Source organism: Streptococcus oralis, from assembly GCF_026782235.1.
In the GTDB taxonomy this organism is placed as follows: domain Bacteria; phylum Bacillota; class Bacilli; order Lactobacillales; family Streptococcaceae; genus Streptococcus; species Streptococcus oralis_CC.
The window spans coordinates 43,927-59,752 of record NZ_JAKUWE010000007.1; the positions used below are offsets into that span (position 1 = coordinate 43,927).

Sequence of the window (15,826 nt, forward strand, 5' to 3'; positions counted from 1 at the left end):
TAAATTATTCCAACCGAATTATGTGAAGATTACTATTTCCCGCATTGCAATCCTAGGTTTTTAGGTTAATAGATAGAAGAATGAACAAGAAAAGTTTAGGGTTTTTCTATCTCTTTTGCGGATTTTGTGATATAATTAACACGTATAAAAAAAGAAGGAGTCATATCTAATGGCAAAATTGACTGTTAAAGACGTTGACTTGAAAGGGAAAAAAGTTCTCGTTCGTGTTGACTTCAACGTACCTGTTAAAGATGGCGTGATTACCAATGACAACCGTATCACTGCAGCTCTTCCAACTATCAAGTACATCCTTGAACAAGGTGGACGCGCAATCCTCTTCTCTCACCTTGGACGTGTAAAAGAAGAAGCAGACAAAGAAGGTAAATCACTTGCTCCTGTAGCTGCTGACTTGGCTGCTAAATTGGGACAAGAAGTTAAATTTATCCCAGGTGTTACACGTGGTGCTGAATTGGAAGCCGCTATTAACGCTCTTGAAGATGGACAAGTTCTCTTGGTTGAAAACACTCGTTTCGAAGATGTTGACGGCAAGAAAGAATCTAAAAATGATCCTGAGCTTGGTAAATACTGGGCATCACTTGGAGATGGCATCTTCGTAAACGATGCATTCGGTACAGCTCACCGTGCACACGCATCTAACGTTGGTATCTCAGCAAACGTTGAAAAAGCAGTTGCTGGTTTCCTTCTTGAAAACGAAATTGCCTACATTCAAGAAGCAGTTGAAGCTCCAGAACGTCCATTCGTAGCGATTCTTGGTGGTTCAAAAGTTTCAGACAAGATCGGTGTTATCGAAAACTTGCTTGAAAAAGCTGATAAAGTTCTTATCGGTGGTGGGATGACTTACACATTCTACAAAGCTCAAGGTATCGAAATCGGTAACTCACTTGTAGAAGAAGACAAATTGGATGTTGCGAAATCTCTTCTTGAAAAAGCAAACGGCAAATTGATCTTACCAGTTGACTCAAAAGAAGCAAACGCATTTGCAGACTACACTGAAGTGAAAGACACTGAAGGTGAAGCAGTTGATCCAGGCTTCCTTGGTTTGGATATCGGTCCAAAATCTATCGCTAAATTCGATCAAGAATTGACTGGTGCGAAGACAGTTGTATGGAACGGACCAATGGGTGTATTTGAAAACCCAGACTTCCAAGCTGGTACAATCGGTGTGATGGATGCTATCGTGAAACAACCAGGTGTGAAATCAATCATCGGTGGTGGTGACTCAGCTGCTGCAGCCATCAACCTTGACCGTGCAGACAAGTTCTCATGGATTTCTACTGGTGGTGGAGCATCAATGGAACTTCTTGAAGGTAAAGTTCTTCCAGGACTTGCGGCCTTGACTGAAAAATAAGATTTTATAAATGAATCAAAGAAAAGAGGAACTCTGTTTCCTCTTTTTTATAGCCTAAATTAAAAACGCTTCCTATTGATTTTTACTCATAAAATCAACTGATTTATGTTAAAATGGTAGTAGAAAGTTGAGATTATGAGTTATTTTAAAAAATATAAATTTGATAAGTCACAGTTCAAACTTGGTATGCGGACTTTTAAAACGGGAATTGCCGTTTTTCTAGTTCTTTTGATTTTTGGCTTTTTTGGCTGGAAAGGTCTTCAAATCGGTGCTTTGACAACGGTTTTTAGTCTGAGGGAGAGTTTTGATAAGAGTGTCCATTTTGGGACTTCACGTATTCTAGGAAATAGTATCGGTGGTTTCTACGCTCTTATCTTTTTTCTCTTAAATACCTTATTTCACGGAGCCTTTTGGGTGACCTTGGTGGTTGTTCCAATCTGCACTATGTTAACCATTATGACAAATGTGGCCATGAATAATAAATCAGGGGTTATTGGTGGTGTAGCAGCTATGTTAATCATTACCCTATCAATACCGAGCGGTGAAACAATTTTGTACGTGTTTGCGCGCGTATCGGAAACTTTCATGGGAGTTTTTGTCGCAATTCTCGTAAATTATGATATTGATCGTATTCATCTCTTTTTAGAGAAAAAAGAAAAATAATGTTACATTTTATGACATTATCAATTGACGTTTGTCTTTTTTTAGACTATAATAGACAGAAAGAAGGAAAATGTAAATGAAGGAAAAAGAATTTCGCCGAAATATGGCTGTTTTTCCTATCGGCAGTGTTATGAAGTTGACCGATCTATCGGCGCGTCAGATTCGTTATTACGAAGATCAAGAGTTGATTAAACCTGATCGAAACGAAGGAAACCGTCGCATGTATTCGTTGAATGATATGGATCGTCTGCTTGAAATCAAAGATTATATCTCTGAAGGCCACAATATCGCTGCCATTAAGAAAAAATATGCTGAACGTGAGGCGAAGTCCAAGAAAGTGGTGAGTCAGACAGAGGTGCGTCGCGCACTTCATAATGAACTCCTCCAGCAGGGACGCTTTGCTTCAGCACATTCACCTTTTGGTCGCGGTTAGGCAATCGCAAGTAGTCATATATTAAGGAGAAAAACCATGCCAATCACAGCTGCAGATATTCGTCGTGAAGTCAAGGAAAAAAATGTTACCTTTATTCGTCTCATGTTCTCAGATATTTTGGGAACGATGAAAAACGTCGAAATTCCTGCTACAGATGAACAGTTAGATAAAGTCTTGTCAAACAAGGCTATGTTTGATGGATCTTCTATTGAAGGTTTTGTACGTATCAATGAGTCAGATATGTACTTGTACCCAGACTTGGATACATGGACAGTCTTCCCTTGGGGAGATGAAAACGGAAGTGTTGCAGGTTTGATCTGTGATGTCTATACAACAGAAGGTAAACCATTTGCAGGTGACCCTCGTGGCAATTTGAAATGTGCACTTCGTCATATGGAAGAAGTAGGATTCAAATCCTTCAACCTTGGTCCAGAACCAGAATTCTTCCTATTTAAGCTGGATGAAAATGGGGATCCGACTCTTGAAGTAAATGACAAGGGTGGCTACTTCGATTTGGCACCTACAGACCTTGCGGACAATACACGTCGTGAAATCGTTAATGTCTTGACTAAAATGGGATTTGAAGTAGAAGCAAGTCACCACGAGGTTGCGGTTGGACAACACGAAATTGACTTCAAGTATGATGAAGTCCTCCGTGCCTGTGACAAGATTCAAATCTTTAAACTCGTTGTTAAAACGATTGCTCGTAAACACGGTCTTTACGCAACCTTTATGGCAAAACCAAAATTTGGTATCGCTGGATCAGGTATGCACTGTAATATGTCCTTGTTTGATGCAGAAGGAAACAATGCCTTCTTTGATCCAAATGATCCAAAAGGAATGCAGTTGTCTGAAACGGCCTACCATTTCCTTGGTGGTTTGATCAAGCATGCCTACAACTATACTGCCATCATGAACCCAACAGTTAACTCATACAAACGTTTGGTTCCAGGTTATGAAGCACCTGTTTACATTGCTTGGGCTGGTCGTAACCGTTCGCCACTTGTGCGTGTACCAGCTTCACGTGGTATGGGAACTCGTCTTGAGTTGCGTTCAGTGGACCCAATGGCAAACCCATACATCGCTATGGCGGTTCTTTTGGAAGTTGGTTTGCATGGTATTGAAAATAAAATCGAAGCACCAGCTCCTATCGAAGAAAATATCTACATCATGACAGCAGAAGAGCGTAAGGAAGCTGGAATTACTGACCTTCCATCAACGCTTCACAACGCCTTGAAAGCTTTGACTGAAGATGAAGTAGTCAAGGCTGCCCTAGGAGATCACATCTACACGAGCTTCCTTGAAGCTAAACGTATCGAGTGGGCTAGCTATGCAACCTTTGTGTCACAATGGGAAGTTGATAATTATTTAGATCTTTACTAATATAGAAGAAAGATTGCCTGAGGGTGATCTTTTTTTCTTGTGTTTTATATCGGGGTGTGATATAGTTTATATAACGAGGTACGATATATCGAACTGAATAGAAGGTGATTATAAATGGAATTAACAGATAAGATCAGGCGTGTTTACCTTCCCATGACTGAAACAGGTTTTTATATCTTGTTTTGTTTACAGAAGGAGAACCATGGATATGGTATCACACAAAAGGTCAAGGAGATGACTGATTCGCAAGTTTCGATTAGTCCTGGAACTATGTATGGAACCTTGTCAAAGATGGAAAAGGATGGCTTGATTTCTTTTGTCCGAGAGGAGGAAAAACGGAAAATCTATCAGATTACAGACTTGGGACGCAAAGTCTTAGATATTGAATTGAAACGTATTGAACGGCTCTATAGAAACAGTTTGGAGGAAGTATGATGGAAAAGAAAATTGTTTATCGAATTTTTACAATTGCGGATTATGAGAGGGAAGCTCTATACTTTAGAGAAATGCATGCTAAGGGCTGGAAACTTAGGAAAGTAAGCTATTCTATTTTATTGTTTGTAGTTAAGTATACTTTTGAAAAATGTCAGCCTGAGCAAGTATCTTATCAGTTGGATTTTTACCCAATGGAAAAATCAGAGAGAGCCTCCTATTTACAATTATTTAAAGACTGTGGCTGGGAGCATATTACCGACTTTAATAGTTTTTCCTATTTTAGAAAAGTACATTCTGAAATTGAATCGGATGTAGAATTTGAAATTTATAACGATGCGGCTGGCAAGTTAGCTATGATCAAGCGGATTTTAATAATGCGAATGTTCCCTATTTTTCTTCTATTTTCAGCTCTGCTATTGGTTTTCTCAAAGTTACTCACTGGAAAAGGTTATTTCAGTTGGGAAGTGTTTTTGATTGTCATAATAGATTGTGTTTTATTGATCGTTTTTGTGATTCAGATTTCTTATATTTTTTGGAGATTGTTTCAAAAGTGGAGAGAATTATCTGATAAATAAAACCATGTATGTTTTCTGATTTGGAGGTAAGACAATGAATAGCAAAGTACAATTTCGGATTTTCACCATTGTTGATTTGGACAAGGGAGAAGAGTATTTGCGTGAGATGCACTTGAAAGGCTGGAGATATAGAACGAGTCGTTTTGGTTTTTTCTATTTTAGCCAATGCCAACCTGACGATGTCATCTACCGTATCTATGATTCTAGATTTCTTAAAAAGTATAAGCATGAACTGCAAGATTTTAGAAATAGCGGTTGGGAATTGATAGAAACAGGTTTTTGTTCAATTCTTCGTAAACCAACTTCTGATATACTTTCAGAGGAGAAAGTCTATATGAGTAAGGGTCTCAGATGGGAAGTTATGCGGTCTAGACTTCGTTCCTGTATAGCCACTTTTTCAGGTGGTCTTGTTGTTTGCATGAGTTTGTATCGAGAAAACTTGTCTCAGTCTTTCTTTATTATTTTCGTTTTATACACTTGTTTAATTTCTTATCTAATCTACGGCTTTTTTAGACTTAAAAGGAAATACCAAGTAGATGAGAAGTAAGTTTCTAGGTCTTTAGACTGATTTTTAGCACTCTTGGTAAAAGAGTGCTAATTTTTTGAGTTTTTGTCTTGACATTCTCTTCTAAGGGTGTATAATAGAATCATGAGTTAGCACTTGAGTACATAGAGTGCTAATCGATCGGACAGAGAGGAGTGATGAGATGGTTACAGAGCGTCAGCAGGATATTTTAAATCTGATTATTGACATCTTTACCAAAACGCACGAACCTGTCGGATCCAAAGCCTTGCAAGAGTCTATTAACTCTAGCAGTGCAACCATTCGTAATGACATGGCGGCTCTAGAGAAGCAGGGTTTGCTTGAGAAGGCTCATACTTCAAGCGGTCGGATGCCAAGTGTTGCTGGTTTTCAGTACTATGTGAAACATTCACTGGATTTTGACAGACTAGCTGAAAATGAGGTTTATGAGATTGTCAAAGCCTTTGATCAGGAATTCTTCAAGCTAGAGGATATTCTGCAAGAGGCCGCTAATCTACTGACAGACCTGAGTGATTGCACGGTAGTAGCACTGGATGTTGAGCCGAGCAGGCAACGGTTGACAGCCTTTGATATCGTTGTTTTGGGACAACATACAGCCTTGGCAGTATTTACCCTAGACGAGTCCCGAACGGTTACCAGTCAATTTCTGATTCCAAGAAACTTCTTGCAGGAAGATTTGCTGAAACTGAAGAGCATCATTCAAGAACGTTTCTTGGGGCACACTGTTCTAGATATTCACTACAAGATTCGGACAGAGATTCCGCAGATTATCCAGCGTTACTTCACAACTACGGACAATGTCATGGATCTCTTTGAACATATCTTTAGGGAAATGTTTAACGAAAACATTGTAGTGGCGGGCAAGGTCAATCTCTTGAATTTTGCCAATCTGACAGCCTATCAGTTCTTTGACCAACTACAGAAAGTGGCTCTGGAGATTCGTGAGGGTCTGCATGGAGATCAAATGCAAAATGTCCGTGTTGCGGACAGTCAAGAGTCTTGTCTAGCTAACTTGGCGGTGATTAGCAGTAAATTCCTCATTCCTTATCGAGGTTTTGGAATTCTAGCGATTATCGGTCCGGTCAATCTGGATTACCAGCAATTGGTCAACCAAGTCAATGTGGTCAATCGTGTTTTGACCATGAAGTTGACAGATTTTTATCGCTACCTCAACAGTAATCATTACGAAGTAAATTAATTTTGAAATCATTAAAGGAGGCGAAAATGGCCCAAGATATAAAAAATGAAGAAGTAAAAGAAGAGGAAGTTGTGGAAACAGTTGAAGAAACAACTCCTGAAAAGTCAGAGTTAGACTTGGCAAATGAACGTGCGGACGAGTTTGAAAATAAATATCTTCGTGCTCATGCAGAAATGCAAAATATTCAACGCCGTGCCAATGAAGAACGTCAAAACTTGCAATGTTATCGTAGCCAGGACTTGGCGAAAGCAATCTTACCATCGCTTGACAACCTAGAACGTGCGCTTGCTGTTGAAGGGTTAACAGATGATGTGAAGAAAGGCTTGGAAATGGTCCAAGAAAGTTTGGTACATGCCTTAAAAGAAGAAGGAATCGAAGAAATTGCAGCTGACGGCGAATTTGACCATAACTATCATATGGCCATCCAAACTCTCCCAGCAGACGATGAACATCCAGCAGATACCATCGCCCAAGTCTTTCAAAAAGGCTATAAACTCCATGACCGCATCCTACGCCCAGCCATGGTAGTTGTTTATAACTAAGATACAAAGCCTGTAAAAAGCTCACAGTAAAAATAGGAGATTGACGAAGTGTTCGATGAACACAAGAAAATCTATCTTTTTTACCCAGAGCTTAGGGCGTGTTCGATTAGGCAATTCTGACGGTTGCAACATACATAATAGAAAACTTGTCCGAAACGACAATAAACTATGAAAGAAAGATAAAAAGCAAGCCGGAGGCTTGCAAGGAAGATATTTCCCACCACCTGAGGGAAGTATCAAAAAGAAAAAATAAGATAAAATTTAAGGAGAAAAACACATGTCTAAAATTATCGGTATTGACTTAGGTACAACAAATTCAGCAGTTGCAGTTCTTGAAGGAACTGAAAGCAAAATCATCGCAAACCCAGAAGGAAACCGTACAACTCCATCTGTAGTATCATTCAAAAACGGTGAAATCATCGTTGGTGATGCCGCAAAACGTCAAGCAGTTACAAACCCAGATACAGTGATCTCTATCAAATCTAAGATGGGAACTTCTGAAAAAGTTTCTGCTAATGGTAAAGAATACACTCCACAAGAAATCTCAGCTATGATCCTTCAATACTTGAAAGGTTACGCTGAAGAATACCTTGGTGAAAAAGTAACTAAAGCGGTTATCACAGTTCCAGCTTACTTTAACGATGCTCAACGTCAAGCAACCAAAGACGCTGGTAAAATCGCTGGTCTTGAAGTAGAACGTATCGTCAACGAACCAACTGCAGCAGCTCTTGCATACGGTTTGGACAAGACTGACAAAGAAGAAAAAATCTTGGTATTCGACCTTGGTGGAGGTACATTTGACGTCTCTATCCTTGAACTCGGTGATGGTGTCTTCGACGTATTGGCGACTGCAGGGGATAACAAACTCGGTGGTGACGACTTTGACCAAAAAATTATTGACCACATGATTGCAGAATTCAAGAAAGAAAACGGTATTGATTTGTCTACTGACAAGATGGCAATGCAACGTTTGAAAGATGCGGCTGAAAAAGCTAAGAAAGACCTTTCTGGTGTAACTTCAACACAAATCAGCTTGCCATTCATCACTGCTGGTGAGGCTGGACCTCTTCACTTGGAAATGACTTTGACTCGTGCGAAATTTGACGATTTGACTCGTGATCTTGTTGAACGTACAAAAGTTCCAGTTCGTCAAGCCCTTTCAGATGCAGGTTTGAGTTTGTCAGAAATCGACGAAGTTATCCTTGTTGGTGGTTCAACTCGTATCCCAGCCGTTGTAGAAGCTGTTAAGGCTGAAACTGGTAAAGAACCAAACAAATCAGTAAACCCTGACGAAGTTGTTGCCATGGGTGCTGCTATCCAAGGTGGTGTAATCACTGGTGATGTGAAAGACGTTGTCCTTCTTGATGTAACACCATTGTCACTCGGTATCGAAACAATGGGTGGTGTCTTCACAAAACTTATCGATCGCAACACTACTATTCCAACATCTAAATCACAAGTCTTCTCAACTGCAGCGGACAACCAACCAGCCGTTGATATCCACGTTCTTCAAGGTGAACGCCCAATGGCAGCAGATAACAAGACTCTTGGACGCTTCCAATTGACTGACATCCCAGCTGCACCTCGTGGAATTCCTCAAATCGAAGTAACATTTGACATCGACAAGAATGGTATTGTGTCTGTTAAGGCCAAAGACCTTGGAACTCAAAAAGAACAAACAATTGTTATCCAATCAAACTCAGGTTTGACTGATGAAGAAATCGACCGCATGATGAAAGATGCAGAAGCAAACGCTGAAGCAGATAAGAAACGTAAAGAAGAAGTAGACCTTCGTAACGAAGTAGACCAAGCAATCTTTGCGACTGAAAAGACAATCAAGGAAACTGAAGGAAAAGGCTTCGATGCAGAGCGTGACGCTGCCCAAGCTGCCCTTGATGACCTTAAGAAAGCGCAAGAAGACAACAACTTGGACGAAATGAAAGCAAAACTTGAAGCATTGAACGAAAAAGCTCAAGGACTTGCTGTTAAACTCTACGAACAAGCCGCAGCAGCACAACAAGCTCAAGCAGGAGCAGAAGGCGCACAAGCAACAGGAAACGCAGGCGATGACGTCGTAGACGGAGAGTTTACGGAAAAATAAGATGCAAAGCCCGTTAAAACCTCACAGTGAAAATAGGAAATCTGATGCAGAAACTTTAGTTTCTAGGAAGATTTGCACCTAAAGGTAGCCATATCTGTAGTTCGCTAAAGCGAAAACAGCTACGTCTCTTTTTCACCAAGAGGTTAGGGCGTGCTCAATTCGGTAAGATGTTGAGGCGTTAAAAAAACGAAAGAAAAATAGGAAGCCATCGCCTTGTGCGATGCACAAAAGATGGCTTATCTTTTTTCCGAAGCTTTTAGCCGAAACTCAGTTAAGCCTAACTCGTTAAGAATGACGAATTACTAAGGTACTTTGTCTAAATGTAATAATGATAGGAAGAAATCCAGAGGTTGCAACCCAGCCTCTGTTTTTCGGTAAAAAGGTTCTGAACCTAATTTATTTGAGTTTTCTCATCAATATAAAAGAAAGGAATTGAACCAGACCTAAATCGTGGTTTCGTTACCTAATATTAACAGAAAGGAATAAGGGTGTTCATAATTGAACTCGAGCGGAAAGCTTGGAAATTAGATAAACCTCCTAAGAAATCAGGATTTCTTGTCGGTTACCTAAATTTCAGTCGCTTTCTGTTCGCTCTTAGTATCTTGTATGAACAATACTGAATTTTATGATCGTCTGGGGGTGTCAAAAAACGCTTCGGCAGACGAGATCAAAAAGGCTTATCGTAAGCTTTCCAAAAAATACCATCCAGATATCAACAAGGAGCCTGGAGCTGAGGAAAAATACAAGGAAGTTCAAGAAGCCTATGAGGCTTTGAGTGACGACCAAAAACGTGCAGCCTACGACCAATATGGTGCTGCAGGTGCCAACGGTGGCTTTGGTGGTGCTGGTGGTTTTGGCGGATTTGACGGAGCAGGTGGCTTCGGTGGTTTTGAAGATATCTTCTCAAGTTTTTTCGGAGGAGGCGGAGCTTCACGCAATCCAAACGCTCCTCGTCAAGGGGATGACCTCCAGTACCGTGTGAATTTGACCTTTGAAGAAGCCATCTTCGGAACAGAAAAGGAAGTTAAGTACAACCGTGAAGCAAGCTGTCGTACCTGTAACGGATCTGGTGCTAAGCCAGGAACAAGTCCAGTCACTTGTGGACGCTGTCATGGCGCTGGTGTCATTAACGTTGATACGCAGACTCCTCTTGGTATGATGCGTCGCCAAGTAACCTGTGATGTCTGTCATGGTCGTGGAAAAGAAATTAAAGATCCATGTACAACTTGTCACGGAACAGGGCATGAAAAACAAGCTCATAGCGTCCATGTGAAAATCCCTGCTGGTGTGGAAACTGGCCAACAAATCCGCCTAGCTGGTCAAGGTGAAGCAGGCTTTAACGGTGGACCTTACGGGGACTTGTACGTGGTGGTTTCTGTTGAAGCCAGTGATAAATTTGAACGTGAAGGAACAACTATTTTCTACAAGTTGAATCTCAATATTGTCCAAGCAACTCTTGGAGATACTGTGGAAATTCCAACTGTGCATGGCGCTGTCGAATTGGTTATTCCAGAGGGAACTCAGACTGGCAAGAAATTCCGTCTACGTGGCAAGGGAGCACCGAGCCTTCGTGGCGGTGCGGTTGGTGACCAATACGTTACTGTCAATGTCGTGACTCCGACAGGTTTGAACGACCGTCAAAAAGCAGCGCTTAAAGAATTCGCAGCTGCAGGTGACTTGAAAGTCAATCCAAAGAAAAAAGGCTTCTTTGACCATATTAAAGATGCCTTTGAAGGAGAATAAAGTAAAAAGAGCCGTCGGGCTCTTTTTAAAGCGTAAACAAGCTATATCCCATCAACTATACACCACAATTTAGACAACTCATTCACCATTTCATAACTAATACTCTTCGAAAATCTCTTCAAACCGCGTCAACGTCGCCTTGCCGTATATATGTGACTGAATTCGTCAGTCTTATCTACAACCTCAAAACAGTGTTTTGAGCAACCTGCGGCTAGTTTCCTAGTTTGCTCTTTGATTTTCATTGAGTATATATCAAATACTTTCCCAGACTTTTCGCCGTAATGAAAACACCTGAAACCAGTTGATTTCAGGTGTTCGGAAACTTTGAGACCTAGGCTCAAAGTTTAGGTATGGAATTTCGAAGAAGGTCGCTACCGTCCGTCATTACTTAAGGAAAGTCTTAAAAAATCTATAAACTAAAAAGAGCCATCGGGCTCTTTTTTACTTATCCTCAAGCTCCTGTGTTTCTTTTATCACAGCTAGTCTAGTCTGGAAATCTTTTTCCAAGACTTTGAACTTGTAGGTCAAGTCTTTTTGATATTCCTTGATAAGGGCTTTTTGCTGGTCGATGATTTGCAAGCTGTTTTGGATGATATCCAAATCATCCTTGATAGATTCAATGCGGTCAGTTGTATCTAGCACTTCATCCTGAATGGCTTGGCGATTTTTCACGACAAAATAACTTCCAGCTGCAGCTCCTGCAAACAGCAATAGATTGGATAGTTTCATGGCATCTCCTTAAGCGTTTTTAATGGTTTCAGCGACTTGGGCAAGTTTGTCAAAGTCAGGTTCGTTGGCGATAAAGTCAATCTTGAGGTCATCTTCTGCACCGTAGCGAGGTACGAGATGCACGTGAGTATGAAAGACTGTTTGACCAGCAACTTCCTCACAGTTGGCGATGATGTTCATTCCGGCAGCCTTGGTAGCCTTCATGACTTTTTGAGCCACTGTTGGTACTTGGGCAAAGAGTTGGCTAGCGCTGGCAGCGTCCATCTCCAAAAGATTGCGAAAATGCTCTTTGGGTACAATGAGGGTGTGTCCAGGCGTTACTTGAGAGATATCAAGAAAGGCAAGAACCTGCTCATCCTCGTATACTTTTGAAGCAGGAATCTCCCCTGCGATGATCTTACAAAAAATGCAATCTGACATAAAATCCACCTCTACTGTATTAAATTTTGATATAATATAGCTACATTATACCAGATTCGGAGAAAATATGTTAGAAATTAAAAACCTGACAGGAGGCTATGTCCACGTTCCTGTCTTGAAAGATGTGTCCTTTATCGTTGAAAGTGGGCAATTGGTCGGTTTGATTGGTCTCAACGGTGCTGGAAAATCAACGACTATCAATGAGATTATCGGTCTTTTGACGCCTTACAGTGGGGAAATTAAGATTAATGGTTTAACCCTGCGAGAAGATGCGACTAGCTACCGCAAGCAGATTGGCTATATTCCTGAAACGCCTAGCTTGTATGAGGAATTGACCCTCAGAGAGCATATCGAGACGGTTGCCATGGCTTATGGTATTGAGCAAAAAGTGGCTTTTGATCGTGCGGAACCTTTGTTAAAAATGTTCCGTTTGGACCAAAAATTAGACTGGTTCCCAGTGCATTTTTCCAAAGGGATGAAGCAGAAGGTCATGATTATCTGTGCTTTTGTCGTGGATCCGAGTCTTTTCATCGTTGATGAGCCTTTCCTTGGCCTCGATCCGCTAGCTATTTCTGACTTGATTCAGCTTTTGGAAGTAGAAAAGCAAAAAGGCAAGTCCATTCTCATGAGTACCCACGTGCTGGATTCGGCGGAGAAGATGTGTGATGCCTTTGTCATCCTCCACAAGGGGGAGGTGCGAGCTCAGGGGAAACTCCATCAACTCCGCGAAGCCTTTGACATGCCTGAAGCGAGTTTGAATGATATTTACTTGGCTCTGACCAAAGAGGAGGAGCTATGAAAGACTTGTTTTTAAAGCGAAAGCAGGCTTTTCGTAAGGAGTGTGTCGGTTATCTGCGCTATGTTCTCAATGACCACTTTGTCTTGTTCCTGCTAGTTCTTATCGGTTTTCTAGCTTACCAGTACAGTCAACTCCTGCAACATTTTCCTGAAAACCACTGGCCTATCCTCTTGTTTTTGGGGATTGTATCTGCCTTGCTTATGGCTTGGGGAGGAATCGCAACCTACATGGAAGGGCCTGACAAGCTCTTTCTCTTAGTCAGTGAAGAGGAGGTTAAGTCCCACCTCAAAGGGCAGACAGTGCGCTCGCTAGTTTTTTGGCTCTTTGTCCAAACCCTTTTCTTGCTTTTATTTGCGCCCTTATTTTTAGCCATGGGTTATGGCTTGCCAGTTTTTCTCATCTATGTGCTTTTACTGGGAGCTGGGAAATATCTCCTCTTTCGCCAAAAAGCCAGTAAATTTTTTACTGAGACTAGTCTCGACTGGGACTTTGTCATTTCCCAAGAAAGCAAACGCAAGCAAGTTTTGCTTCGTTTCTTTGCTCTCTTTACTCAGGTCAAGGGCGTTTCAAATAGTGTCAAACGTCGCGCTTATCTAGATTTCATCCTTAAAGTAGTTCAGAAAGTGCCTGGGAAGATCTGGCAAAATCTCTATCTTCGTTCTTATCTGCGAAATGGAGACCTCTTTGCCCTCAGTCTCCGTCTCTTGCTCCTATCCTTGTTAGCTTTGATCTTTATCGAGCAGTCTTGGATTGCGACGGCAGTGGTTGTCCTGTTTAATTACCTTATGCTCTTCCAGTTGTTGGCTCTCTATCGTGCTTTTGACTACCAGTATTTGACCCAGCTCTTTCCACTAGAAAAAGGGGAGAAAGAGAAGGGACTACAGGAAGTTATCCGAGGATTGACAGGTTTTGTTTTATTGGTTCAGCTGATAGTTGGTTTGATTACCCTCCAAGAAAAACTAGCTCTTCTAGCCCTGCTTGGAGCTGGACTGGTCCTGCAAATCTTGTATCTCCCTTATCAGGTGAAACGTCAGATGCAGGACTAATACTCTTCGAAAATCTCTTCAAACTACGTCAGCTTTATCTGCAACCTGCGGCTAGCTTCCTAGTTTGCTCTTTGATTTTCATTGAGTATAACATTGCTTATATGATACTAAAAAAGAAGTTGAGTTCTGTCTCAGCTTCTTTTATTTTCTACAAGATAATGGTTGGTCCGTAGAGACTCAACTTAGTCTTGACTTGGTCAAAGTGGAAACGGTCATAGGCCCGCCAAGCGGCGCGAGTAGGAGCATCTGGATTGAGAGCACTGAGGCCCATGAGGAGACTGGAAGTTTGGTAAAATTTTTCCAGCTCAATCAAGAATCGATTATCCATTGTCTCAGCTTTAGAGAGAAAGCGGAGAATATTGTTCAGTTGCTCCTGAAAGCGAACGTCATCAGCTGTTGCCTGTTTGCATGCTTGATAGGCTTTGTTTAACTCAGTAATCAAAATCTGAGCTCTTTTGATAGGTTCTGTATCTGTCATGAGAATTCCTCCTTTAATCTGGGTGCTAGTCTTGTTTCTAGCAACTGTTTTTTTGATACTGCCAGTCTATCACTTTTATCTCCTTTTTCAGCTTTAAATCTTTAATTGTCATTGAAATTTCCTGAATGGTAATAGCGGGATTTTATGATAAAATAGTTGTAAGGTTATCATAGTTATTTTGTAAAACCTTCGACACTTTAGGAATTTTTAAGAACCGTTTAGGATTTGGTGAAAAATAGTTTCTAGACTTATGGTATCCTCTCTTCAGGAGGTTTTATCCATGAACTATATCATCATCCAAAAAGAGAAAGAAATTTTCAAATTAAACATAAAGGATATCTACTATATCCAAACGCATCCAAGTAAAGCCCATACCGTGCAGATTGTTACAGAAAACGCTAGCTTTGATCTGTTTCAAAATTTAAGCAATCTTGAGAAACAATATGGGGAAACCTTGACGAGATGTCATCGAAATTGTCTGGTCAACCTTGAACGACTAAAATCCATGGATATCCAAAGAAAGACTCTTTTTCTTGGAGAAGAAGGTCGATATGCTGTTCAGTATGCCAGACGTCGCTATAGAGACATTCGCCAAAAATGGTTGAAACAAGGAGAGTAAGAAGATGAGAATATTTGTTTTAGAAGATGACTTTTCCCAACAAGTTAGAATTGAAACGACGATTGAAAAACTTTTGAAAAAACAGAGTATCATTCCTAGTTCTTTTGAAGTCTTTGGGAAACCAGACCAACTGCTGGCAGAGGTGGATGAGAAGGGGGTGCATCAGCTTTTCTTTTTGGATATTGAGATTCGAAACGAAGAGATGAAGGGGCTAGAAGTGGCTAGAAAGATTCGGGATCGGGATCCTTATGCTCTAATCGTCTTTGTGACAACTCACTCGGAGTTTATGCCCCTGTCCTTTCGCTACCAAGTGTCAGCTTTGGACTACATTGATAAGGCCTTGTCGACAGAGGAGTTTGAATCTCGGATCGAGACAGCCCTCCTCTATGCCAATAGTCAAGATAGTAAAAGTCTGGCGGAAGATTGCTTTTACTTTAAATCAAAATTTGCTCAATTCCAGTATCCCTTTAAAGAGGTTTACTATCTCGAAACGTCGCCTAGAGCCCATCGTGTTATTCTCTATACCAAGACGGATAGGTTGGAATTTACAGCGAGTTTAGAGGAGGTTCTCAAGCAGGAACCCCGTCTCTTGCAGTGCCACCGCTCTTTTCTCATCAATCCTGCCAATGTGGTTCAATTGGATAAGAAAGAAAAACTCCTTTTCTTTCCCAATGGTGGAAGCTGTCTAATCGCGCGTTATAAGGTCAGGGAAGTGTCTGAGGCTATCAATAACTTACACTGAGTGAGGT

General features: G+C 41.0%; 18 protein-coding genes. 15 read left to right on the forward strand and 3 right to left on the reverse strand.

What is annotated here, in order from left to right:
* Positions 1–169 precede the first annotated feature (169 nt).
* The 11 genes from MK396_RS09425 (at position 170) to dnaJ (ending at position 10,986) form a co-directional block, all read left to right on the forward strand.
* Entirely contained in the window at positions 170–1,369 is a 1,200-nt protein-coding gene (locus MK396_RS09425; RefSeq protein WP_268724391.1) for a phosphoglycerate kinase, read from the forward strand.
* 135 nt (positions 1,370–1,504) lie between these two features.
* Positions 1,505–2,032 (forward strand): FUSC family protein, encoded by a 528-nt coding sequence (locus MK396_RS09430; protein ID WP_268724392.1) that lies wholly within the window; start codon positions 1,505–1,507, stop codon positions 2,030–2,032.
* A 76-nt stretch (positions 2,033–2,108) separates the two neighbouring features.
* Entirely contained in the window at positions 2,109–2,465 is a 357-nt protein-coding gene (glnR, locus tag MK396_RS09435; protein WP_268724393.1) for a transcriptional repressor GlnR, read from the forward strand.
* Positions 2,466–2,501: 36 nt separating this feature from the next.
* A complete protein-coding gene (glnA, locus tag MK396_RS09440; RefSeq protein WP_268724394.1) occupies positions 2,502–3,848 on the forward strand; it encodes a type I glutamate--ammonia ligase in 1,347 nt (448 codons plus the stop codon).
* Between the two features lie 114 nt (positions 3,849–3,962).
* A complete protein-coding gene (locus MK396_RS09445) occupies positions 3,963–4,283 on the forward strand; it encodes a PadR family transcriptional regulator (RefSeq protein ID WP_247921257.1) in 321 nt (106 codons plus the stop codon).
* Positions 4,283–4,858 carry a DUF2812 domain-containing protein gene (locus MK396_RS09450; RefSeq protein WP_247921258.1) on the forward strand — a complete coding sequence of 192 codons (576 nt, stop codon included), beginning with the start codon at positions 4,283–4,285 and terminating at the stop codon, positions 4,856–4,858. Before MK396_RS09445 ends, MK396_RS09450 begins: the two co-directional genes overlap by 1 nt.
* Positions 4,859–4,892: 34 nt before the next feature.
* Positions 4,893–5,405 (forward strand): DUF2812 domain-containing protein, encoded by a 513-nt coding sequence (locus tag MK396_RS09455; protein WP_213988887.1) that lies wholly within the window; start codon positions 4,893–4,895, stop codon positions 5,403–5,405.
* A gap of 160 nt (positions 5,406–5,565) precedes the next feature.
* Positions 5,566–6,600: a heat-inducible transcriptional repressor HrcA gene (gene hrcA, locus MK396_RS09460; RefSeq protein WP_268724395.1), complete on the forward strand. Its 1,035-nt coding sequence runs from the start codon at positions 5,566–5,568 to the stop codon at positions 6,598–6,600.
* A gap of 26 nt (positions 6,601–6,626) precedes the next feature.
* The gene (gene grpE / locus MK396_RS09465) at positions 6,627–7,142 is read left to right on the forward strand and encodes a nucleotide exchange factor GrpE (protein ID WP_268724396.1); all 516 of its coding nucleotides are present in this window, start codon (positions 6,627–6,629) and stop codon (positions 7,140–7,142) included.
* A gap of 277 nt (positions 7,143–7,419) precedes the next feature.
* Positions 7,420–9,243 (forward strand): molecular chaperone DnaK, encoded by a 1,824-nt coding sequence (gene dnaK / locus MK396_RS09470; RefSeq protein ID WP_268724397.1) that lies wholly within the window; start codon positions 7,420–7,422, stop codon positions 9,241–9,243.
* 606 nt (positions 9,244–9,849) lie between these two features.
* Positions 9,850–10,986, forward strand: a complete 1,137-nt coding sequence (gene dnaJ / locus MK396_RS09475) for a molecular chaperone DnaJ (protein ID WP_268724398.1) — start codon at positions 9,850–9,852, stop codon at positions 10,984–10,986.
* A 441-nt stretch (positions 10,987–11,427) separates the two neighbouring features.
* Here dnaJ and MK396_RS09480 read toward each other — a convergent pair whose 3' ends face one another.
* Both MK396_RS09480 and MK396_RS09485 read right to left on the reverse strand, forming a co-directional pair.
* The gene (locus tag MK396_RS09480) at positions 11,428–11,715 is read right to left on the reverse strand and encodes a hypothetical protein (RefSeq protein WP_049505129.1); all 288 of its coding nucleotides are present in this window, start codon (positions 11,713–11,715) and stop codon (positions 11,428–11,430) included.
* A gap of 9 nt (positions 11,716–11,724) precedes the next feature.
* Complete coding sequence (locus tag MK396_RS09485) at positions 11,725–12,135, reverse strand: HIT family protein (RefSeq protein ID WP_268724399.1); 411 nt, start codon at positions 12,133–12,135, stop codon at positions 11,725–11,727.
* 67 nt (positions 12,136–12,202) lie between these two features.
* Here MK396_RS09485 and MK396_RS09490 point away from each other — a divergent pair, with 67 nt between their 5' ends.
* A complete protein-coding gene (locus tag MK396_RS09490; protein WP_268724400.1) occupies positions 12,203–12,934 on the forward strand; it encodes an ABC transporter ATP-binding protein in 732 nt (243 codons plus the stop codon).
* Positions 12,931–13,980 (forward strand): ABC transporter permease, encoded by a 1,050-nt coding sequence (locus tag MK396_RS09495; protein WP_268724401.1) that lies wholly within the window; start codon positions 12,931–12,933, stop codon positions 13,978–13,980. The genes MK396_RS09490 and MK396_RS09495 overlap by 4 nt, the downstream gene beginning before the upstream one ends.
* 148 nt (positions 13,981–14,128) lie before the next feature.
* On the opposite strand, the gene MK396_RS09500 is transcribed toward MK396_RS09495, so the two are convergent.
* Positions 14,129–14,458, reverse strand: a complete 330-nt coding sequence (locus MK396_RS09500; protein ID WP_125418557.1) for a helicase BlpT — start codon at positions 14,456–14,458, stop codon at positions 14,129–14,131.
* Between the two features lie 280 nt (positions 14,459–14,738).
* Between MK396_RS09500 and MK396_RS09505 the strand changes: the two genes are divergently transcribed.
* Positions 14,739–15,077, forward strand: a complete 339-nt coding sequence (locus MK396_RS09505) for a LytTR family DNA-binding domain-containing protein (RefSeq protein WP_125418559.1) — start codon at positions 14,739–14,741, stop codon at positions 15,075–15,077.
* 4 nt (positions 15,078–15,081) lie between these two features.
* Complete coding sequence (locus MK396_RS09510; protein ID WP_198459240.1) at positions 15,082–15,819, forward strand: response regulator transcription factor; 738 nt, start codon at positions 15,082–15,084, stop codon at positions 15,817–15,819.
* Positions 15,820–15,826: the final 7 nt, after the last annotated feature.

Coding starts and splice junctions, on each gene's coding strand:
- MK396_RS09425 (WP_268724391.1), top strand. CDS start 170: ATGGCAAAATTGACTGTTAAAGACGTTGACTTGAAAGGGAAAAAAGTT.
- MK396_RS09430 (WP_268724392.1), top strand. CDS start 1,505: ATGAGTTATTTTAAAAAATATAAATTTGATAAGTCACAGTTCAAACTT.
- glnR (WP_268724393.1), top strand. CDS start 2,109: ATGAAGGAAAAAGAATTTCGCCGAAATATGGCTGTTTTTCCTATCGGC.
- glnA (WP_268724394.1), top strand. CDS start 2,502: ATGCCAATCACAGCTGCAGATATTCGTCGTGAAGTCAAGGAAAAAAAT.
- MK396_RS09445 (WP_247921257.1), top strand. CDS start 3,963: ATGGAATTAACAGATAAGATCAGGCGTGTTTACCTTCCCATGACTGAA.
- MK396_RS09450 (WP_247921258.1), top strand. CDS start 4,283: ATGGAAAAGAAAATTGTTTATCGAATTTTTACAATTGCGGATTATGAG.
- MK396_RS09455 (WP_213988887.1), top strand. CDS start 4,893: ATGAATAGCAAAGTACAATTTCGGATTTTCACCATTGTTGATTTGGAC.
- hrcA (WP_268724395.1), top strand. CDS start 5,566: ATGGTTACAGAGCGTCAGCAGGATATTTTAAATCTGATTATTGACATC.
- grpE (WP_268724396.1), top strand. CDS start 6,627: ATGGCCCAAGATATAAAAAATGAAGAAGTAAAAGAAGAGGAAGTTGTG.
- dnaK (WP_268724397.1), top strand. CDS start 7,420: ATGTCTAAAATTATCGGTATTGACTTAGGTACAACAAATTCAGCAGTT.
- dnaJ (WP_268724398.1), top strand. CDS start 9,850: ATGAACAATACTGAATTTTATGATCGTCTGGGGGTGTCAAAAAACGCT.
- MK396_RS09480 (WP_049505129.1), bottom strand. CDS start 11,715: ATGAAACTATCCAATCTATTGCTGTTTGCAGGAGCTGCAGCTGGAAGT.
- MK396_RS09485 (WP_268724399.1), bottom strand. CDS start 12,135: ATGTCAGATTGCATTTTTTGTAAGATCATCGCAGGGGAGATTCCTGCT.
- MK396_RS09490 (WP_268724400.1), top strand. CDS start 12,203: ATGTTAGAAATTAAAAACCTGACAGGAGGCTATGTCCACGTTCCTGTC.
- MK396_RS09495 (WP_268724401.1), top strand. CDS start 12,931: ATGAAAGACTTGTTTTTAAAGCGAAAGCAGGCTTTTCGTAAGGAGTGT.
- MK396_RS09500 (WP_125418557.1), bottom strand. CDS start 14,458: ATGACAGATACAGAACCTATCAAAAGAGCTCAGATTTTGATTACTGAG.
- MK396_RS09505 (WP_125418559.1), top strand. CDS start 14,739: ATGAACTATATCATCATCCAAAAAGAGAAAGAAATTTTCAAATTAAAC.
- MK396_RS09510 (WP_198459240.1), top strand. CDS start 15,082: ATGAGAATATTTGTTTTAGAAGATGACTTTTCCCAACAAGTTAGAATT.